The sequence below is a fragment of the Vibrio ostreicida genome (assembly GCF_013074385.2).
GTDB lineage: Bacteria > Pseudomonadota > Gammaproteobacteria > Enterobacterales > Vibrionaceae > Vibrio > Vibrio ostreicida.
In genome coordinates, this window is the sequence record NZ_JABEYA020000008.1 from 69,924 (window position 1) to 91,199 (window position 21,276).

16 protein-coding genes are annotated in these 21,276 nt (G+C 45.5%); 2 read left to right on the top strand and 14 right to left on the bottom strand.

The features are described 5' to 3' along the window. Positions 1 to 140: 140 nt before the first annotated feature. From tssG to HLM86_RS12735, 13 genes are all read right to left on the bottom strand, one after another. Positions 141 to 1,139, bottom strand: coding sequence for a type VI secretion system baseplate subunit TssG (gene tssG / locus HLM86_RS12675; RefSeq protein WP_076590310.1), 999 nt, complete (start codon positions 1,137 to 1,139; stop codon positions 141 to 143). Continuing rightward, the gene (tssF, locus tag HLM86_RS12680) at positions 1,136 to 2,884 is read right to left on the bottom strand and encodes a type VI secretion system baseplate subunit TssF (RefSeq protein WP_076590309.1); all 1,749 of its coding nucleotides are present in this window, start codon (positions 2,882 to 2,884) and stop codon (positions 1,136 to 1,138) included. The genes tssG and tssF overlap by 4 nt, the downstream gene beginning before the upstream one ends. Before the next feature lie 18 nt (positions 2,885 to 2,902). Further along, a complete protein-coding gene (gene tssE / locus HLM86_RS12685; RefSeq protein ID WP_076590308.1) occupies positions 2,903 to 3,313 on the bottom strand; it encodes a type VI secretion system baseplate subunit TssE in 411 nt (136 codons plus the stop codon). A gap of 62 nt (positions 3,314 to 3,375) precedes the next feature. Further along, entirely contained in the window at positions 3,376 to 4,851 is a 1,476-nt protein-coding gene (gene tssC, locus HLM86_RS12690; RefSeq protein ID WP_076590307.1) for a type VI secretion system contractile sheath large subunit, read from the bottom strand. A 9-nt stretch (positions 4,852 to 4,860) separates the two neighbouring features. Further along, positions 4,861 to 5,370: a type VI secretion system contractile sheath small subunit gene (gene tssB, locus HLM86_RS12695; RefSeq protein WP_076590306.1), complete on the bottom strand. Its 510-nt coding sequence runs from the start codon at positions 5,368 to 5,370 to the stop codon at positions 4,861 to 4,863. A 26-nt stretch (positions 5,371 to 5,396) separates the two neighbouring features. Next, positions 5,397 to 6,929: a type VI secretion system protein TssA gene (tssA, locus tag HLM86_RS12700; RefSeq protein WP_076590305.1), complete on the bottom strand. Its 1,533-nt coding sequence runs from the start codon at positions 6,927 to 6,929 to the stop codon at positions 5,397 to 5,399. Beyond that, entirely contained in the window at positions 6,926 to 8,926 is a 2,001-nt protein-coding gene (locus HLM86_RS12705) for a serine/threonine protein kinase (RefSeq protein WP_076590304.1), read from the bottom strand. The genes tssA and HLM86_RS12705 overlap by 4 nt, the downstream gene beginning before the upstream one ends. 199 nt (positions 8,927 to 9,125) lie before the next feature. Next, entirely contained in the window at positions 9,126 to 10,091 is a 966-nt protein-coding gene (locus tag HLM86_RS12710) for a hypothetical protein (protein ID WP_170883042.1), read from the bottom strand. Next, the gene (locus tag HLM86_RS12715) at positions 10,088 to 11,071 is read right to left on the bottom strand and encodes a DUF2169 family type VI secretion system accessory protein (RefSeq protein WP_076590302.1); all 984 of its coding nucleotides are present in this window, start codon (positions 11,069 to 11,071) and stop codon (positions 10,088 to 10,090) included. Before HLM86_RS12715 ends, HLM86_RS12710 begins: the two co-directional genes overlap by 4 nt. After that, positions 11,052 to 12,371, bottom strand: a complete 1,320-nt coding sequence (locus tag HLM86_RS12720) for a hypothetical protein (protein ID WP_170883044.1) — start codon at positions 12,369 to 12,371, stop codon at positions 11,052 to 11,054. Before HLM86_RS12720 ends, HLM86_RS12715 begins: the two co-directional genes overlap by 20 nt. 20 nt (positions 12,372 to 12,391) lie before the next feature. Further along, entirely contained in the window at positions 12,392 to 12,874 is a 483-nt protein-coding gene (locus HLM86_RS12725) for a DUF6484 domain-containing protein (RefSeq protein ID WP_076590300.1), read from the bottom strand. 13 nt (positions 12,875 to 12,887) lie between these two features. Continuing rightward, positions 12,888 to 14,963 (bottom strand): type VI secretion system Vgr family protein, encoded by a 2,076-nt coding sequence (locus tag HLM86_RS12730; RefSeq protein WP_076590299.1) that lies wholly within the window; start codon positions 14,961 to 14,963, stop codon positions 12,888 to 12,890. Positions 14,964 to 15,033: 70 nt separating this feature from the next. Continuing rightward, positions 15,034 to 15,552: an Hcp family type VI secretion system effector gene (locus HLM86_RS12735; protein ID WP_076590298.1), complete on the bottom strand. Its 519-nt coding sequence runs from the start codon at positions 15,550 to 15,552 to the stop codon at positions 15,034 to 15,036. A 457-nt stretch (positions 15,553 to 16,009) separates the two neighbouring features. On the opposite strand from HLM86_RS12735, the gene tssH reads away from it, so the two are divergent. Beyond that, positions 16,010 to 18,670, top strand: coding sequence for a type VI secretion system ATPase TssH (tssH, locus tag HLM86_RS12740; RefSeq protein ID WP_170883046.1), 2,661 nt, complete (start codon positions 16,010 to 16,012; stop codon positions 18,668 to 18,670). Continuing rightward, entirely contained in the window at positions 18,657 to 20,282 is a 1,626-nt protein-coding gene (locus HLM86_RS12745; RefSeq protein WP_170883048.1) for a sigma-54-dependent Fis family transcriptional regulator, read from the top strand. The genes tssH and HLM86_RS12745 overlap by 14 nt, the downstream gene beginning before the upstream one ends. Before the next feature lie 571 nt (positions 20,283 to 20,853). On the opposite strand, the gene HLM86_RS12750 is transcribed toward HLM86_RS12745, so the two are convergent. After that, on the bottom strand, positions 20,854 to 21,276 hold a 423-nt coding region (locus tag HLM86_RS12750; protein WP_170883050.1), incomplete at its 5' end, for a hypothetical protein.

Genomic DNA, 21,276 nt, shown 5'->3' on the forward strand with positions numbered 1-21,276 from the left:
AATATGCAATAAAATCAATTATGACCCAAATTGTCGCTAGGCTGAATTCGACATCGAGGGTGGTTTTTTCCTAGAAGGCGCAACGGTAGGACAGCGGATAAAGCTCGTCTCTAAAGTCTACGGGGCCTTGAAAGCAACGCCTATAATTGTCCAATCTGCTTAATAGATACATCGCTCAAACTAGGAGCCCCAAGCCATATGGTTTGCCCCAGCAAATTCCCTTCTCCTTGTCCCAATTGGTTCTTAGGCACGGTATCAAGTCTTACTTTCATAATAAGGTCCCAAGCCAAAGGGTCTCGCAGAATAAACTGCATCAATCCGATAAGCGTTTTATAGTTGTCTCGCCCAGGCAGAAATGTCTGGTAGGTCGAAAAGTCAATGTCCTCAATACGAAGATTAAACTTCCCGACGAGATCCGGCACCGTTTTACCTAAGTGCAAATTTTGCCCAAGTACACAGTTGAGTTGGTTAAGTTTGTTTTTTTGGCTCTTATGGATTTCCACCCGACGATAGACCCACTCATCAACATAAACATGAGGTAAGGTAAAGTAATGAGCGACAATTCCAGAAATGAGTTTAGGAGAACGAGTCCGTGTAGACAGCTGGCTCACGTATGAAAGCAACTTCGCTCTATCGAGCTCACTCACTTCTGCTTCTTGCATTACCGACGATAACCCCAACAAATGGAGCATACGCCCCGAGAAAGGGTCCTTCGCTTCGCTCTGGTATTGGATGTGATAGCGATACTTCTTCCATACCCGATAAATTAATGAAATATGACGGTTATGGAAAAAATCAAAAAACTGCTTTACCGGATTGTCTTCGTCTTCTCGGCCTGCCAGTTTTTCTGTATAAGACGAGGGCAACGGTGAACTGGCACCATGCAGCCCCATAAAACTGACTTCAACCCGAGAGTAAGGGTTGCCGTCCATCTGATAATGGGATACAAAATCAATATCGCTTTTAGGGAATGCTAGGCTCGGAGATACGCTGAACCTGACATACTCTTCAGCAACATATTTGTTATGTCCAATACCAGCAAACGTGCGACCACTGATATGCTGATAATGCTTCTCAAGCAATGACACCGCCTGAAAGAAACTAAACTCATGAGTTTGCTTTTCAATCTGGTTTATCATAATACTGTTTGCTGCCCTGCCAAACTTGGCCAATGATAGTTTTCACCGGTTTTCTCATCAAAGACTTCGAGCTCAGTAAATGAATTTAAGCTCGAATACAATCGAATAAATTCATTCAGCACACTGACCAGTAAAAACATATCACCTTCATTGACAAAATAGGTAGAGTCAACCGTCAGTGAGAACTGTGTTCCTCGAATCGCCGTGCCTCTAAAAACACGGTCCGCGGGTTTCATTTGACTGTGTTTGATCCCATCGAGACGGTGAATGGAAGCGCGATGAGCCTGCCTATCGACACGAGAATGAAAATCGTAGGTCGAAAGAAGGACTTTCAATACGTCAATGTTAGCCAATGACAGATAGTTCAGTGACATGTTGGCAATAAGCTGCCATTGCAATTCTCCATTTACCTGCGGGCTGACCGACTGTGTCGGCTTAGTAATGTTGGAAAACTTAGAGTATGTCGGTGAGTTATGGGAGTTGAGGGTAATGTCCCCTACCGACAAACGTTCAGCCAAGTCACCATTACTGCAGGTCAATTTGACCAACACCGTTTCAGAGTCAAGCTCTGCGATATCACTATTGTGGGTATGAAATGAAATGTACCTTTCCAAACCGCGACCACTGACTCTTTCCGAGACTTTGGTTTTATAGAATTCACGTTTATCTCGTTGATTGACTTGATGTTCAAACGATTCAAACTCTATCAGCTTCTTGCGACTGCGTTCGTTCTTACTCCATGTTTCGACGTTACCGATTGAATAGACTTCATAATGTTCTTGATTGCTACTCTGCGGTCTGACTTTATACTCACTGCGTCGATGCTCCAATCGGATAGGATCGCCGTCTTTTTCAAATAAGTTAACGATAGGGGTACAATGCAAGCGAAAATGCTTATCCTTCAAGACCACTTCTGATGGGAGCGAGCGATGAAACACAAACGACACCTTCGCCGAAGAACGTTGAGTTACCGTACTTAACCATTCCAATCCAAACAGATCGAAAAACATGAACTTTTCTGGTAAAGCAAAATATTCCTGCAATAGACGATAACCAGAGAAGGAATTCTTTCCATAAGGAAGAATGGCTTCATCATCGGCAAAGCCAACAGGCCTAATTTTGTCTGCAGAAAGACGCTGTTTGACCCCGCCGCCAACATCAATCTCTACGTAATCTAAATAGCGAAATAACCACAAATACAGCGTACGAGTGATGTGCACTTCCCCATTCAGATAAAATCGCAACGAATCCATCTTAAATCGTGAGAGATCCTGCCCATTTTCCGCCGTAAGCGTCAATTCGACGCTAGAACTGGTTCGACTGTTTGATTGCTCGACATTGGAGATGGTCATTGGATACAAGTCCACATCATAGCAAGTACGGAACAAGCACTCTGTATCCTCAACCTTTTTGCTCGCCATCTCTACTCCACGCTTTACTGTGGTTTTCTCGGTCAAGCTGCCCAAATGAGGGGTCAGCTCCGAAATACACATAGACGGTACAGACCGCATGTAGTGAGGCCACAACAAGGTCATCAGCGATTGGGTCAACTCAGGCAATTCGTCATCGATTTTTTCACGAATACGCCCTGTTAAGAAGGCAAATCCTTCTAGTAGGCGTTCGACATCTGGGTCATAAACCCCTTCACCTAAAAAGTTGGTCAGTTTAGGGTTATATTTTGCGAACTCACTGCCCGCTTCTCGAAGGTAGGAAAGTTCATCCTGAAAATATTTGCTGTTGCTCACGAAGAATATCTCCTGACTTTAAACGTTGAATTTACCGTCAACGCCCATGAACACATTGATAGACATTGGGACCTGACCGCCGTTGTGAGACACTTCACCAGTGATGCCAAAACTCAGTTGTAAGGGATTATGGAAATCCTGACGATACGTCACTTCAATGTTATCCAACCTAGGTTCAAATTTACCTATCGTTGTATTAATATTCTGTTGAATATTACGGACCAAGTTCGATTGACTGGCGAGGACATCATTGAAGTCAGGTAGGCCATAATCATTGTCTATCATTGCATTCCCAGCATGCGTATTGAGTAAGTCTGCGAGATGAATGTGGATAGATTCAATAAGATGTTTGTGAGAAACAACTTTTTCGTAGCAATTCTTGGGTTCCCCCAATTCAATGCGCTCGAGTAAGCGATAACCTTTTTCCATACTGAACTCTAAAAGGAGCGGCCAGCGAAACCAGCCACTCGGAACATAATTAACAAACCAGATTATTGATCTAGCTTACCAACAAGAGAAAGATCGAAGCTCGCACCCATGTACTTGAAGTGCGGACGAACTGACATAGACACTTTATACCAGCCTGGATCACCCTCAACATCAGAGACTTCTACTTTCGCAGCGCGAAGCGGACGACGACCACGTACCTCTGCTGGCGGGTTTTCTTGATCAGAAACGTACTGACGGATCCACTTATTCAGTTCAATTTCAAGATCAGAACGTTCTTTCCAAGAACCAATTTGCTCGCGTTGTAATACTTTGATGTAATGAGCAAGGCGGTTGATGATGAACATGTAAGGCAACTGAGTACCCAACTTGTAGTTCATTTCAGCCGTTTTGCCTTCCGCTGTATTCGCGTATACCTTAGGTTTTTGGATCGAATTCGCCGAGAAGAACGCTGCGTTGTCAGAGCCTTTGCGCATGGTCAGTGCAATAAAGCCTTCTTCGGCCAACTCATACTCACGACGATCAGAGACCAGAATCTCCGTTGGGATCTTCGTTTCAATCTGGCCCATTGATTCATAGTTATACACAGGTAAATCAAACACCGCGCCACCACTTTGTGGGCCAATGATGTTTGGACACCAACGGTACTTGGCAAAAGACTCACTGATTTTAGACGCCATCGCGTAGGCAGAGTTACCCCACAAGAAATGGTTGTGATTATCCGTCACCATTTCATCATAATCAAACGCTTTGATCGGGTTGTCTTCAACAGAGTAAGGGTTACGCAGCATGAAACGAGACGCACAAAGCCCGAGGTAACGAGAATCTTCATGTTCACGTAAACCACGCCATTTCGTGTACTGAGGACCTTCAAATACCGATTTGAGGTCTTTCATGTTGGGTAACTCTTCGTAGCTGTCAAGTCCAAAGAACTTTGACGACGCTGACGTGATGAATGGCGCATGAGACATCGCCCCGACGTTTGCCATGTATTCCATTAGCTTAATGTCTGGGCTGGATGAAGAAAGCTGGTAGTCACAGACAACTGCAGCAACCGGCTTACCACCAAATTGACCGTACTCACGGGTATAGATCTGCTTGTAAAGTCCTGATTTCACCACTTCTGGTGCATCTTCAAAATCGTCAAGCATTTCATCTTTCTTGGCCGAGATCAGTTCAATCAGGATGTTCTCGCGAAAATCCGTGTGATCCACCAAGTATTTCAGGCCACGCCATGTTGATTCAATGGCTTGCACTTCTTCATTGTGAAGGATAGCGTCTACCTGCTTTGACAACTTTTGGTCGATTTCACTGATCATGAGATCAACCAGTGACTGCTCAACTTTTTCTGTTGCACTCTTGCTCAAAAGCTCGCCGATAAAAGCTTCGACACCGCGTTTTGCAACATCAAAACCGTCATCGCTTGGCTTTAATCGTGTTTCATTAAGAATGCTATCCAGAAGGGAGCCAGAATCCGCTAAGGATGTTTGCTGCTCTGGAGCTTGTGCTTCTGCTGTCATAATATCCTCTTATTCAGCGTTGTCTGCATCTTGGTTTTCACCAATGCTGAGTTCTTCCAGTAATTTCTTACGCGCCTCTTCATCTTGAAGAACGGAAGCGATCTTCTTCCGGAAAGCAGGTACGTTACCCAAAGGACCTTTCAGAGCAACAAGTGCTTCACGAAGTTCAAGTAGGCTGTTTAACTCTGGGACTTTCTTGGCGATAGATTCTGGCGTGAAGTCGCTCATGTTCTTGAACGTCAAATCCACACCCATTTGTGCGCCTTCTTCGTCTGTAAGACGATTTTCAACGTTAACTTTAAGGTTAGGAGCGTAACCTTCTAGTACTTCGTTAAAGTTGTCCTTGTCGATATTGATAGGCGTACGTTCTTCAATCGGCGTTTCATCAGGACGAGCCGTAAAATCGCCAACGACCATCATATTCAGCGGCAGTTCAACGTCTTCTTGCGCATCACCTGTCGCTGGAACGTAACGGATATTAATTCGCTCTTTGGGAGCTACCGAGCCATCGCGTGACATAATTAGTTCCTTATCTAATTGTGTTGTTAGTTATAGATTGACTCCCACGCCTCAAACTTTGCTGGCAACAAGTCTCTATTTGGATACAATTGCATCAAAATATGTTGGGTCAAGTCGTCAAGTTGCAAAGACAGGTGTGGTTCCCAGCTGGTCAAGCTCATTTCATCTCTTATCGACCATAACTTTTCAAGGTAAGGTAGACACAGAGGGTAAAGCTCTACAGCGTGGTAAGCTTTGACTATCTGTAAATGCAGCATAAATTGACCACGTCCGGAACTGTCGAGTTCCAGCTTCTGGGCCACTTCCGCTACGTGTTCTCCCAAGTTTTCGAGAGTAACATCTTCCATTGAAACCAAATCTTCCTGCTGCACCACCATACTCGGTAACCGCGGCTGGTTGGCAGAAGGCGATGGTTGACCCGCTTTAGCAAGCCATTCCCTCGTTGCTTCATTGGCAAATGGAATCGAATCTTTAAACGACAGCAGTTCAATACCAGGTAAAGTCTTGGCAAAGGCGTCAACTTCATCGCAAACAGCTTGCGCCGCGTCGTCAAGATTCAGATTTTTTAGCATCTGATAAACATAATAGTGACCCGTCAACCAGAATGGTGCGTCGGTCAACGTGCGTTCCAAACGCTTGATAGTATCCAGATCACTTTCTTGCTTAGCTTTGTCTTTATACTCGGCTTGCTTATCCTGAGAGACCGCCAAAATAAGAGGTGTCTGATGATTATTGCTGTCGGGCAGCTCGTTAATATCACACCAAGTCAAGTGGCGGTGAATTCGATAGGACAGCGCCAAATCAGGCTCAGCACTTAAAATCGTTTCAGCCACCCTTTTTAGACTTCGCTTTGATGCAGTAGGAGAAGAAAAGTCCGTGTCAATATCCAGAGATTGCCGTCTTTCAGGTTCATGAACCTTGACCGCGGGGGCTGTTTCAACGGGAGTCGGCGTCTTTGCCACCTCGTATGAGGGGTCAATATTTGAGGCATGATTGTCCTGTGGTGTTTCCGTAGACTCGACCGCAGCGGACTGACACAAACCGTTAAGCGCTGTACGCAGTTCGAAAAAGTCAGCTTCTGAATCCTCAAAGACTTCATCAAAATGACGTTGAACCTTCTCTACAACTTCATTGCACCGAGACAACGCTTCCCAACTTGCCTCCTGAGATTCAAGTTTCGTCAGAGAAAGCTTAAGTTGATGATTTAGCCACTCCACGGCCCCATCCCGGCCACGTTTGCGCCTTGGGTAGAGATCCTTTCCAAAATGCGTCAGAGAGTCTGACAATAGTGTCAGGCCACTCTCTACACCAGAAAGCCCCTCTGATTCAAACAAAGCCCGCGTCAGATAGCATATCGCCTTGAGATCTTTGCTGTGTTTGGTGAGCACTTCCTTCGCGTGTTTCTCAACCAAACTCCAGTCGACGGTTTCACCAAACAAAGAACCAAATTTTTTGACTTCAGCTTCCATCATTTCGAAACTAAACTCATAACGTGCATCATCGCCTGCCGGAGAAGAAGGATTAATCGCCTCTAACAAACTCGCTATATCTGTGCTCAACTTTGACTCCCACTGCGTTGCTGATAATCATTGATGGCACGCTGGACCGCAAGCGCACCTCTAGCCGGCGTAGATTTTTTATGACTTTTACGAATAGCATCATTGGCCATACCATTGAGGACTTCGGTCACTTCACTGAATTTGTTAGGTGCATTGACTTCAAGCTCATTGAGGGATGAAGTGAGCTTCGCGCGTGCAAACAGACCTTGCTCAGTCACTGTACTGAATAAAATGTATTCACTGCGAGCCACTTTTAAGGCACGCACTTTGGCATTAAGGTCAGGCGTCTTGCCAAAAAAATCCATAGCCGCTTGAGCCTGCTCGATGGCACGCGTATAGAAATGCTTTTCCGCATTGGCTTCTATCGAAGCGTAAAGACGGGTCAATAATGAATGAGGAAGTACCTGACTATAGTAATAGGACTCAGCTTGACGGTTAAGCCACGCTTCTTTCATATAATCGTCTGCGACTTGTGCCTGCCCTGATAGAATTAAATTAACGAGGTCAGAGTCTTGCTTACCGACATAATCAGCGACATTTTGTGTCTCCATGGAAAGCTGGTTTAGATTGGCCATCACTTGAGTGAATGACCGCTCTGATGAGGCAAACAGCATGCCATCGTTGTTCAAGTTAGTGTGTAAAGACACCAACTGAGAACGCAATTTATTGAGTAACACAGGCACGTTTTCAGCGACTTTTCGCCGGCTATCGAGCCGCTCTTGATGGCGTTGATATAGATCTAGAAGCTGACTCTGTTGAACATGATACGCATCGCGGTAAGGCGCCATCACCACCACATCACTCGACATATCATCGAGAACCCGCTCTATTTCCCATGGGGTCTGCGCAAGAAAGGAGGCGGTTTGAGCTGGCTTAATCGTATTGACAAGCGTTTCCGTTTGACCAAAACCAGATTTCGCAGACGGTTTCCACTCTGGCTGGAGATAATCGTAAACATACGTCCCCGTAACCAGCACCACAGAAGCCACTAAAGCAGCCTCAAGGTATTTAAAGCGGCCTAACGAAAATCTATCGGTGGCGCGATGTTGAGTTAATACCAGATCGGCATTTCTCAAATTCGTAAAGATGGGGGCACTATTGTCTGACTTAAGCGCAGCTGTATCAATTTGGGCAAGGGCCTGCGCAAACGAAATTGCAGTATAACCATGTGAACGTGGTTTGCTGAGAATAGTCTTCAATAGTCTCCAAACGTGCTTAGGTATCAGTTGACAGCGTTTTTTCTGCGCAAGGAGATCACGCCACATATCACCATACGTTGAGCCCAGAAAAAGATGTCCGGTCAACAAGGCCAGCGAATACACATCGTCTTGAGGCTGAGACACGCCTGTTTCCACATACAGAGGCGAGGCATAGCTCAGACTGACCTCTGATGGTCCTTGCAGCTCATCGCTATAACGCGCCGCACCAAAATCAATTAATTTAACACTGTCGTCTTCACCGACGAGGACATTAGCAGGCTTAACATCAAGATGGCATACGCCTCGCGTATGCATGTATTCCAGAGCACCTGCTAACTGGTAGATAAACCAAGCGATATGGTCATGGCGGAAACCTTTTTTGGCGTGTCGCTCTAACTTCTCTGCCAAGGATTCGCCATTGATCCACTGGTACATTATGTAGGGGCGATCAAACTCATTGCCGACTTTAATAAAGTCAGCAACGCTGGGATGTTGCGACATTTCAAGTTTGCTTGCTTCGCCAATCAGCATTGTATGCTCGTGCGCAGATGTCCCTTCATTCGCCACTTTGCAGCACACTTGCTTTTCTGGCTCACCTTTCTTAGCCAGATGGTACAAGGTTGTTTTGCCATTCAGGGACGGGAACGATTCCAACACATCAAATTGAGAAAACAAAACATACTCTAACTTAGGCTTATTTCTTTGCGCTTCCTGCTGCTCTAAGTGCTTTTTTCTCTCAATCGCTTTGTGTACTAATTGATTGATATAGCTGTCACTTGATCCATTTTGATCAGACACGTTTTACTCTTTTTCCAAATGATAATAATAACTAAGAGTGCATCTTAATAATTTTGAATAATGTATTTCAACCGTGTGGAAACAAAACGCTCATTATATCTATTAATTCAGTCATAATGACGGTTCAATATAGTTAAAGTGACTGTTATTTAGCAGTCAAAAAAACAATTAAATAACCAATAAATTACTCACTTAATCATTAACCGCCTATCTGGCGATAATCGAGCATTGACAGTTTCAACAGCCCTCTATCACCGTTGTTGTCAAACATCATCAATGACGCCGAGTCAGATGAACGATGTAAGTGGCTAAACGCCCCGAGGAGAGCCAGCGATGACGCCCGGCCCAATGATCCCCATAAGTTATTGATTAATATAGGATTTTCGCCATTTACAAAAGCTTCGGAACGGGCTCCAAGCGCAAATCCGTAATCTTCAGTGTGCGCTCTTGAATGAATCATGTCGCAATACACTTCTCCCATATGTTCAAAGCTTTCTGTCGCCTTACGCACCAGTGCCATCATACCGCGACGGTCTGCCGGATTCGATTGCCCAATAAAGTATTCCAGTCGCGCAATAGGTTTTAGCTTGAGAGTATCAACAATGTTCTTCTTAGTGAAAATAACACCGGCGCCACCTTCACTCGGAAGTAAACCCCACGGCTGATGATTGCTCATCACTAAGCCTTGAGAGATAAGCTCATCGATTTGCGAATATGGTGAATCTAATGAGAGGCAAATCACCGCGTCTTGTTTGTCCAGCATCGCCAAGCATTGGTGAAAAAAACCAGGTCCACCTTGATGACTAATATCAACTTTGGATACCCATTTTTCGTGCCGACTTCCTTCGAACCAATCGGTTAACACAGCCGGCTCTATAGCTTTAGGAATGGAGACAATAACAGAAACCGGTTTTAAGCTTTTCGGCAACTTATTTAACATTGAATCCATTAAGGTGTCGGTCATTTCAATCACTCTGTCCTTAATTTGATCCCCTTTGATAAATTCTGCTTTTGCATAACTAAACCGCTCAAGGCCATCTTCCGATTCCAATTGACTGAATCGAGCCAGATCGGCTTTAGCGATAGCAAGAGAAATACCCAAATTCATTCCCATCGGCGTCAACACATCGGCATCGAGCATATAACGACCATAGACATTGCTCATACCGCTTCCTTCCTTTTCGACACCCGAGATGATGTCAGTAAATGTTCTTGGGCTTGACAAGGAAAAGCCGCACTATAGCTGAGCGTCAAAATCTTTTCTTCTGTATCGATAAAAACGGTATAGAGAGACATAGGCACGTGTCGTGTATCTTCTCCAAAAAGGGCGGTTGCGATATAAGTCTCTGAAGGAAAACGAAATGACAAAACGTCGTCGTGACAAAAGCCACTCATCATCAAACGTTCTCCCCCAGTTAGAAAGCCATCGCACTGCTGATCTTCTGGTGCTGATTGGTAAAATCTGGTGTCAAAATCTTCAGGTAGAAGAGGTCGACGATGTTGCTGCCAATGTGTATCAAAACATCCAGCAAACTTTGCCCTATGTGAAAAAAACGGGGGAAGCGGACCAAAACCTGCGACTTTGAGATGCTTTGCGCTGGGCGCCCAATCCTCTCCGGGGGCAAAGACGCTCGGAACCGGTCTTTCAATCAACGTTTTATGACTTGTTGCGATTCCAGTCCCCAACCGGTTTCTTTCATCACCACCGAGTGCACGGGAATAATCCAGATTAGCTTCAACAAATGCTTTAGGGTGAGAAACGGCGACGCTCCCACCATGCTCTATCCATTGGCGCTCCCCATAGACTGCAATCGTTTTATCAATATGACCATCAATCAAAAGACGGCATTCTTGATACGTCACTGGCCGTTTCGCATAGCTGCGTGCTTTGCCAAAAACCACCACATCCGTATTCCGCTTTGACACGGCAAATTCGTGGTCAATCTTCATGGCAGAAAGGCCGGGCTCACCTTCATAAACAGGGTCATCATAAATCTCTTGAGCTGGGACTTCCGTCCATACTTTATCGACCAAGTTCCACTGGCGTTTCATGGTCATCACCCAGACTTCACCACCGTGCTGATCTCGTTGAAACCGCCCCTGAACCATCTGGTTGTCGGATGTCTCAATATCCCAGAGTTGCATTCTGATTCCTTAGGTTAAACCTCTCGATAACCGCAACTTGCTGCGGGAGCTTTGAAAACAACCATTGCTGTTGGTTTACAGGCATAGTCCAGTGCCATGGAATATACACTCGTCCATGAATACAAATTTGACGCCACAACCAAACACGATAGCGCTCTGGTATGCCAGTGTGATTCATCGCATTCAGTGTTGAGTCGAAGGTGAGGAGTTCGCCCAATCGGGTCGGGCGCGTCAAGTGATCCAAGCCTTGATCTCGCCATTGTTCGATGACGGCCAGCGCCTCCTCCCAACTGTATTCAATACCAAGTGCCTGTGGGCTGAGTGGAAAACCATCGCCGTAAATGACAAACAACGCAAAAAGCCATTCCTCACCCTCGCTTTCATCGAGGGAAACGATGTGTGCCAGTGCTGTTTGCGCCCAGTCCGGACGGCCACTGAGTGCCATCTGCACTGGGGCCATACCTGCGTCAGGATCGAAGTGTTGAAACTCCGCCAATTCGAGAAGTTTGGCGTAAGTGGATAGCGGTGCGGAGTCTAAAGCAGCTTGGTCGATGCCAAAGCGTTGCCGAAACCAAGTTGCTCGGTCATGTTTACACAACAATAATTCGAACAGATACGCCTCATCCATGTTTGCGTCTTTCACCCATTCTATGCTGGCTTCAACATCAAATCTGGCTAAGACCGGGTGAACTTGTTCTTCTGACAAGATGCCGGTCTTTAACCAATGCTTAGCCAAACCAACACTGAGAGTCTGACGCCTAGTCAGCGCGTTAAAAACGCGATCTTTGATCACTGTATTGCCTTCAATAAGCAATGCGAGGGTGATGTCGAGGTGAGTATGTTTGGCGTGAAGTAATAGCAAGCTGACCTCATCTTCAGACAAACGGTCAGTCAGGGATAATGCTGCCAAAAGGTGTTTTGGTTCGTGTTCAAATTCAGTGCTCAACATTAGCCAGATAAACATCGCTGGTTGAGTGTTTCTCAACTCATAAATCAGCCCGGAATGTAACCTAAAAAACGCAAGATAGACCATTTTAATTTCGACCATATTTCGATCGAGCAAGGCTAAGTAGGGCTGCTCAACCGAGGGGTAGCCTTTGCGATGCAGTTGCACCCATTGTCGGAAAAAAAATGTCCAGGACTCTATCGCGATATCAGACTTTTCCTGACAAAATTCGCGCCAAGCGGGCTTGATTACTTTAAGGTCAGCCACGCTTTTATCAAGAAATGCGTTGGCATCAGCGAGCGCACTCTCGTTGAGAGCACTGGTCAGCTGCTCTGGGGTAATTCTTTGTCTCATAATGACTCAGCTTGATTACTCTAATTAATCGCCACAGTTGCGCCTTGTATTTTTTGCGCTTTATCGGCTTGCGACGTCACATACTTAGCCTTTGTGGTCACCCGACCGTCACGTCCGTTTAAGCTAATTTGCGTATCACCACTGGCCAGTGTTACTTCTTGGCTCGTTTCAAAGCGCATCGATTTTGCTCGAAACACGATGTCTTGCTCTTCTTGGAGCATTGAATAGAACACGTCAGTGACGATCGGCAAGCTGATATCCCCACCCACAAAATTTATCCTGCATTGCAGTTGATTATCCAAGGCAAATTGAATCTCAGACGCCTTAAACAATCGACCCAAGCGAGCAGAAAGTGGCTGGTCAAATGGGTTGCCTTCAAAATCGACTCTTACGCTATCTAGTTTGCCATCAAACCCCACTATAGTGCCAAAACGGGACAAGCAAGCCGATTGCTCGGCTTGCTGTTGGTGTTCAAATTCGACTAAGTATTGCTCTTGTTTCATTCGGTTATCTACATTAGTTAATCGCTACGTTGCCACCCTTGATGACGACCTTATCGCTACCCTCAATCGTAATCGATGAACCCGACAATTTAATACTGCCGTCACTGTTCATTACCAGCGAAGAACCGCCAGTTTTAAGCACAATTTTATCGCCACTTACGACCTGAGTTGCAGCATCTGTTTTGTAGGAAGTGTTGCCTTTTACCGCGACCGTCAAGTTGCCACCAATCGTCAGATTGTCGTCTGCTCCGATATCATCGGATCGCGAGGCTCCGACAACGAGGTTACTGTTTTCGCCGACGTTCAAGTCGTCATCGATACCAATTTTCGTTGTCCGGTTGTCACCAATTTCTAACGTGGTGTTGTTTTTAACTTTCTGGGTTTCATTCGCGTTATAGGTGACGGTAACATCCTGCTCAACGGTCTCAGTAAACGTACTATTCACCTGTGTGGTTTTGTGACCATCGATGGTTTCTTTATGATCGCCATGCACTTCATTGGTCTGATGACGCCCTACTTTAAGAAACTCGTCCTGACCGATGTCGCGGAAACGGTTATTGAGGACCTTGGTCGACATGTCCTTTTGAGCATGAAAATATATCTCTTCTTCGTTCGCTTCGTCTTCGAAACTTAGCTCGTTGTACCCTATACCTTTGTGGGTTTGGGTTCTAAAGGTTGTCCGCGTTTTATTGTCTGGCAGTGAATACGGAGGATAATGTAATCCATTATAAACGGCTCCCGTTACTAGAGGGCGGTCTGGATCTCCTTCAAGGAAGGTCACCACCACTTCGTGGCCAATACGCGGTAGATACACTGCCCCCCAAGTTGGTGCCGCCATCGACTGGCTAACACGGATCCAACAACTGGCTTGTTCATCGTTGTTACCATATCGGTCCCAATGGAACTGAACCTTAATACGCCCCAGTTTGTCGGTGTAGATTTCCTCCCCAGCGGGCCCTACCACCACAGCAGTTTGCGGGCCATCAACGATTGGCGCTACTTTTTTCGGCGCCTTTAAGGTTACGTCACGCGGGATACAGACGAACTTATTTTCGTAGGTAGTAGGCATACCGCTCGTTTCATCTTCATGAACTTGAGGGTCTTGGCCGTGATGAAATACCGACAGCAAGGTATAGTCACGATTAATAGAGCGTCTAGGATGTTCACCAATGTTGAAACTATAGCCGGGCACCAGTCTCATGACATTTGATTCGGCCTCGATTTGCTGATTGTCGACCTCATATTGGGCAATCCACTCTGATGCGCGTACTTGCCCCATTGCAGGGTCAACGTAGCGACCAGGGTAGTCAAACAACTTAAGATCCTGATCCAAGAGACCAGCGGAAGAAGTTTCCTGAGGGATCTTGGGGTGCTCGTAGTTATAATCGGTGTAGGTAGTGCTGCCGGTACGCACACGATTCACCGCAGATAAGTCGAATATATGTTCTCTATCAGAGACACCGCCAGCGTCTGCGTGATAAACAATAGGTCCAATGTATGACGCATTTAAAGGCGTGCTCAACAACTCAGGAATGGCGTCATTGCTATCGACAATGACCATCGTGTGGGTTGATTTACTGTGCTCAAAATAATACCACATGCCGTGCTCAGCCAACATACGGTCAACAAAGTGATGATCCGTCTCGCGATACTGAAGCACATATTCTTTTGCCGGATAAATACCACTCAGTTCCAGCCGATAGTCCGACACCGATGCATCATCAAGCACTTGGGAAATGATATCAGGTGCGGTGAGATTCTGGAAAATTCGGCAGTCTTGACGCTGGGTCATAAACCACGTCTGGGGCACCAAGAGCAGCTGGTAACGGGAGAATCGACGACCTTGACCAAGGAAGCGCACTTCATTGACCATTCCATGGAATCGACGGGCCGACGTTAATCCTTGTCCGTAAAGTGTCAACACTGCAGGTTTTCGGATGAGTTCATCAAATGTAATATCAGCATCAAGTGAAAGCAATGATAGGCTGATTTGAAACGGTTTAGACAGTTCTTCTGTCACCTGAAAACTTTCAACACGAAATTCATGTCCAGTGCCCTGAACTTCAAATTTAAATTCTACGTCAGTCATACCTTTTACCTGATACAAATACTAAAATTAGGGCCAACCACTGTTGGCCCTAGCACTCGGTAAGAAATTCTTACGCTTCGCGCGGCGCACGCCAGTCATCGTTACCGCCTTTACCCATGACTTCGTGAGTCACTTCGATTGCACGGTAAGTAAAGCTCAGTACTTCTTCAGTCACGCGGTCTGAAGTCGCAGCGTCTTGACAATGAGCCATACGAGTTTGCATATCAACAAGTAGAGCATCAATCAATTTGATTGTGTAGTAATGCTCTTGCTTACCTTGTATCGATGTACGATAGAAGTTAATGCTACATTCAGGCAGTTTTTCACCAGAAACAAGTGCGTTGAATAGTAGTGGAGAACAGCAGTCTTGTGCTTTAGTAACAATAACAGGCTTGTGTACACGTTGACCTGTAGGTTGACCACTCTGTGGATCACGTGGAATAGTCAATACGTGATCAAGTTCCTGTACTAGAAACTCATCAACGTGAGCTTCTTGCCAAGAGTTACCAACTGAATCCGCTGAGTAAGCATCTTTAGTGATATCACCTTGAGTTTCGCCTTTAATAGACATATACGCTGGAGTTGGCATCTTATATTCCTTTTAAAAATTCTATTTATTTTCATTGATGGAGTCGCTGATTAGCGCGATTCCCTATACTTAATACAAACTCCGTGCCAACTTTTAAACTGATAAAAAACAGTTACTTATGATATTAATTATATTTTTAGGTCATTTACCGGATCAAAAAATTGGAAAGTTTTACGAATTATTGGAAAATCCATCCAATTTATTGTTACTCATCTAGACGAATAAAACAACGCTATAAAATCGGATTAAAAAAGACGAAATGACAGGCAAATAATGCATATTAACTAGAAGAATGTTCATAATGACAGGAATATCACTCAAATAGACCTGTAAAACATTTATGGAGCCGCAATAAACAACCATAAAACGCCTATAAAATAGTGTTCAAAAAAACAAGTTTTTTATTATTTAGTATAATCGGTGCCATTCTAAACAAACCATAAGCACGATAAAGACAATGATAAACATTAATCTCTCTTCATTAATTCAACGTCTGCACCCTATCGCTAAAGTCGCGCTAGAAGATGCCGCCGCGCTCGCCGTATCGGAAAAGGCAAACGAAGTTCAAATCGAGCACTACCTGTTAAGCTTACTTGAAAGACCGAATAGCGATTTTGATACCCTGCTAAACCATTTCGACTGCTCTGAAACCATATTACGTCAATCCATCCGTTCAACATTGGCAAGCAGTGCCGCTGGCAACGGAGGCAAACCGGTTTTCTCTGCTTTATTGATTGAGTGGCTGCAAGAAAGCTGGTTGGTCTCCTCTTTAGATCTATCACAATCCCAGATTCGCTCAGGCGCTCTTTTGTTGACTCTCGTTGGCAACCCCCTTCGTTATGGTCAGCACGGTTACGCCACCATTTTGGAAAGCATCAACCCCGATAGCCTGAAACGCAATTTCGCTGAGTTAACGAGCCAATCCTTGGAATCTCAGGAAGCCACATCGGAGAAGACTCAAGCGCGTGAAGAGGGCTCTGCACTAAGTAAGTTTACAACCGACTTTACGGGAAAGGCTCGTAAAGGTGAGATAGACCCTGTATTTTGCCGTGATCAGGAAATTCGACAAATTGTTGATATCCTTGCGCGTCGACGGAAAAACAACCCAATTGCTGTCGGGGAACCTGGTGTCGGTAAAACCGCAGTAGTCGAAGGCCTAGCGCTTAAAATTGTGCAAGGTGAAGTCCCTGACAACCTCAAAGGTGTCGAGCTTTATGGCCTAGATATGGGTCTTCTTCAAGCTGGTGCGAGCGTTAAAGGCGAGTTCGAAAAGCGCCTCAATGCCGTTCTTGATGAAGTGAAAAATTCCCCCACACCAATCATTTTGTTTATTGACGAAGCACACACTCTCGTCGGTGGCGGAAATCAAGCCGGTGGCAGCGACGCTGCCAACCTACTTAAACCAGCATTGGCACGTGGAGAAGTCAAAACCATCGCTGCGACTACCTGGTCAGAATACAAAAAGTATTTCGAAAAAGATCCCGCACTGGCCCGCCGATTCCAATTGGTCAAATTAGACGAGCCCTCTCCACAACAAGCCGCGCTCATCATTCGTGGCCTGCGCCCTGCCTACGAGAAAGCTCATAATGTCTACGTTCGTGATGATGCCATTACGTCGGCGGCCGCCTTATCGGCTCGTTATATTTCCGGTCGACAACTGCCAGATAAAGCCATCGACGTCCTAGATACGGCTTGCGCACGGGTGAATATCAGCCTTAACGCTGTACCTGCTTCTGTGGAAACACTCCAGCAGTCACTGGCCGCACAAGCGCGGGAATTGGAAGCCCTTGAGCGAGATGCCCTGCAACAAACAGGTGACAAGCACAGCCTCGCCACCATTCCCGATCTCAAGCTTGCAATGGCCGACACTCAGGCAGAACTGGAAGTACAAGAAGCCCAATGGCGCAGTGAGAAAACACAAATTGATGAAATGATTGCTTTGCGCGCCCGCTTGCATCAATGGGTTGATGGCCAAGATAACATCGATACGGACGAAGAAGATCAAAACGTGTCGCCTTATGCAGATATGGATGAACAATCCGTTCGTGTTGCAATCGCAGCATGTCAGGAACAACTCGATGTGATTCGTGCAGGCAACCCATTAGTGCACTTTGAAGTCGGCCCAGATGAAGTTAGCCATGTCATTTCTGACTGGACTGGGATTCCTATGGGCAAAATGCTTCAGGACGAAGCCGAAACCACTCTGCAACTCAAACAGAACCTGACCAACAACATCAAAGGACAAACGTTTGCCATTGATGCACTCGCAGAAGGTATCCAAACGGCAAAAGCTGGATTGGGCAACCCAGACGCACCAACGGGCGTATTCTTGCTTGTAGGCCCAAGCGGCGTAGGTAAAACAGAGACAGCACGCGCTATTGCCGACCAACTGTTTGGCGGCGAGCGCTTTATGACCACAATCAATATGTCTGAATTTCAGGAAAAACATACGGTTTCCCGCCTGATCGGTTCACCACCTGGCTATGTCGGTTTTGGTGAAGGCGGTATGCTCACTGAAGCAGTTCGCCAACGTCCTTACTCTGTCGTCCTGCTGGACGAAGTTGAAAAAGCTGACCCTGAAGTCCTTAACTTGTTTTATCAAGTGTTCGACAAAGGGACTCTTAATGACGGTGAAGGCCGCTCGATAGACTTCAAAAATACCCTCATCATTATGACGAGTAACTTAGCCACTCAGGAGATTGAATCTTTAGTACAACAATCGAGTGATATTGACGCTAGCATTATTGCTGATGCCATTCGTCCAACACTCAATCAGCATTTTAAGCCCGCCTTGTTGGCGCGAATGTCCGTATTACCCTTCGTTCCGCTGTCTGATGAAGCCATGACGGATATCATTCATCACAAGCTAGGCAAAGTCTCAGAGCGACTACAGAGCCATCACAAACTGTCTCTTCGCTACGAAGAGTCGTTGGTTGAATTTGTGTTGGGTAACTGTCGTCTCGCCGAAACAGGGGCACGAAATATTGATGCCGTGATCAATCGTCAGCTCTTGCCCAAACTATCCACACAACTATTGGTTCACGACAAGGAAGAGTCACATAGCCAAATTACGGTATCGGTCGATGAGCAAGGACTGCTTTCCTATGCGTTCAGCTAATCAGAATGATCTGAGTAATGCTTTGTTAGCGATCAGCCAATCTTTGGCTGATCGTACTCAGCTTGCGCAAACATTAGATGCCGTGCTCACCGCAGCACGGCAAATGACCTTGGCCAAACATGGAATCATCTACGTTCTCGATCAAACAGGGCAAGCGCTTATCCCCAGTATTGTCCACCAAAACGGACAAGCCATGTCTTCACATCCATGGCCTGCGTTATCCCTTGAGCGCTCTAACCAGACGGACCCGTTTAGTTATGCGATTCAAAACGGTGAAGTCGTTCTGATCAACGATCTGTATCAGTATAATGGCTACGACTGTCAGGCAATTTATCAGACGGAAGCCACACTTGGTCTGCAAAGTACCAACTTGCTTGCTTGGCCATTGGTCGACGACAGTCAAAAAACCATTGGACTGCTGTCATTGTTCGATCTAAGTATCATCGACAATGAATCGGCCCTAACCGCATTTTGTTATATCGCGGCAAACAGTATTCGACAGGCCGTTTGGCTTGAGCAATACGGTCATATGATCAAAACCCTTAATGCCGACAACGCTGCTCTATTGCGTGAAAACCAACACCTCAAGCAGCGAAAACAAACTCACTACAAAGGGCCAATAGCGGAAAGCGAGCCAATGCTTGAAGTTCTTAGCCGTCTTGAAAAAGTCCTGTCACTGCCAGTAGATGTACTGCTACGAGGCGAGACAGGTGCTGGTAAAGAAGTTATTGCCAAATACATCCATGAGAACTCAAACCGCGCCGAGCAACCACTCATTGTTCAAAACTGTGCGGCGATCCCTGAACAGCTATTGGAATCAGAGCTGTTCGGTCATAAAAAAGGGGCGTTCACTGGTGCAGACAAAGACAAAATTGGCCTGTTCGAAGCCGCTCATGGCGGGACTTTATTTCTCGATGAAATCGGCGATATGCCGCTTTTGCTTCAAGCAAAATTGCTGCGAGTGTTGCAGGAACGTAAATTTCGGCCGGTTGGAGCAAACACAGAAATTGAAGTGGATATACGTGTGGTAGCGGCAACCCATTGTCATTTGATGGAAAAGATAAACAAGGGTGAATTTCGTGCTGATTTGTTCTATCGCCTTAATGTTTTTCCGATCACTCTTCCGCCTTTGCGTGAACGTGCAGCGGATATTCTGCCACTCGCCGAGCATTTTCTTAAGCAAAGTGCCTTGAATCTGGGTTTAAGCCAAGCGCCAGGGTTAAGTGCCAATGTTCAGAGGCAGTTACAAGGGTATTCATTCCCAGGAAACGTACGAGAGTTGAAAAATATCGTTGAACGTGCCCTACTTCTCTCAGATTTTGAAACCATCAATCAGATCGAGCTAGGCGATACTTGTATACCAGAACAGGATCATTCACCAACGTTTGTGTCTACACAATCAAAGCCAGAACCTGTTACGGAACCTGATGCGAATGACACTGGAGATTATTCAAAAGGGCTCAAGGAGGCTGTGGGAGAATATGAAAAAACCGTCATTACTGATTGCCTGATTGACTGCCACTGGCACACAAAAAAAGCCGCAGAACAACTCGCACTTCCTCTGAGTACTCTCAACCATAAAATGAAAAAGTACGACATCACCCCAGCTTAATTATTGGCTGGTATTTAGGCATACTCAAAAGTGTGCCTGAACCCACTAATCACTTTTCAAATTCAGTGGTTTATTCTTTAAGCCATAAATGATGCGATGTTCTGCTCTCAAGATACTCGTTCAAAAAAGACAACCCATTTGTGATTTGCTTGAATTCTCATAGTGTGATTAGAAAATAGAATGGCCGGTGCCCAATCCGTCACTTTTCTATTTGGTTTTTGCCACCGTGATAATCATTAAGACATAAAAAAATGACGTGATTAGAGATCACGCCATTGTACCAAATATTTATGTTTCGATACGAAACAGATAGCTTTCACCACCTGTGCAGGATAGCACCATTAGGTGCTGGGCCACTATACAAGCTCTTGAAAACAATGCAACGTTGCACTATTTATAGGAATAGTTGCATTTTAACTGTCCGAAACCGATATTATGACAAGAAAATAAAGATCTGAGGTTTCGAAAAGACCGTTTCAATATTCATAATGATTATTCATTTTTCCTCCAATAAAAAAACGCCAATATAAATTGGCGTTTAAATACAAATAATGTGACGAATGTAGATATTTTAATTGATAATATTAAAATCAATCGATTTATCTAAGGCTGGGATGCGATTGGCATTCGAACCTTTAACCGTTACCGTCACTTTTCCTAATTCAAAACCAGAGACATCCAAAAGGGACGTTGTCCAGTTGCCCTCATCATCCAATGTCACACTTTTAACCAATGAATTACCTGTCGGAGGAGTCAGCGTTACGCTGATATTATTTTCGTCCACAAACCCTGTGCTCTTCCCGACTATCGTCACTGCAACATTTTCCGATACGTCGTCAACATCCAATACGGATAACGTTGGCTGCAAATTAACACTGTGCTCCGTACTCTCAACGCCAGGGTTGCCTGAGTTATCCGTGAACCCGCTCACTTTGAAAGGCAACGACAGCGCCGTGGCGTCCGCTGACTTGACCGTCACCTCTCCCGTCCACGC

Bases quoted from the DNA above. Each gene is read 5' to 3' on its own strand.
- tssG (WP_076590310.1), bottom strand. From the start codon at position 1,139: ATGATAAACCAGATTGAAAAGCAAACTCATGAGTTTAGTTTCTTTCAG.
- tssE (WP_076590308.1), bottom strand. From the start codon at position 3,313: ATGGAAAAAGGTTATCGCTTACTCGAGCGCATTGAATTGGGGGAACCC.
- tssC (WP_076590307.1), bottom strand. From the start codon at position 4,851: ATGACAGCAGAAGCACAAGCTCCAGAGCAGCAAACATCCTTAGCGGAT.
- tssB (WP_076590306.1), bottom strand. From the start codon at position 5,370: ATGTCACGCGATGGCTCGGTAGCTCCCAAAGAGCGAATTAATATCCGT.
- HLM86_RS12710 (WP_170883042.1), bottom strand. From the start codon at position 10,091: ATGAGCAATGTCTATGGTCGTTATATGCTCGATGCCGATGTGTTGACG.
- HLM86_RS12715 (WP_076590302.1), bottom strand. From the start codon at position 11,071: ATGCAACTCTGGGATATTGAGACATCCGACAACCAGATGGTTCAGGGG.
- HLM86_RS12720 (WP_170883044.1), bottom strand. From the start codon at position 12,371: ATGAGACAAAGAATTACCCCAGAGCAGCTGACCAGTGCTCTCAACGAG.
- HLM86_RS12725 (WP_076590300.1), bottom strand. From the start codon at position 12,874: ATGAAACAAGAGCAATACTTAGTCGAATTTGAACACCAACAGCAAGCC.
- HLM86_RS12730 (WP_076590299.1), bottom strand. From the start codon at position 14,963: ATGACTGACGTAGAATTTAAATTTGAAGTTCAGGGCACTGGACATGAA.
- HLM86_RS12735 (WP_076590298.1), bottom strand. From the start codon at position 15,552: ATGCCAACTCCAGCGTATATGTCTATTAAAGGCGAAACTCAAGGTGAT.
- tssH (WP_170883046.1), top strand. From the start codon at position 16,010: ATGATAAACATTAATCTCTCTTCATTAATTCAACGTCTGCACCCTATC.
- HLM86_RS12745 (WP_170883048.1), top strand. From the start codon at position 18,657: ATGCGTTCAGCTAATCAGAATGATCTGAGTAATGCTTTGTTAGCGATC.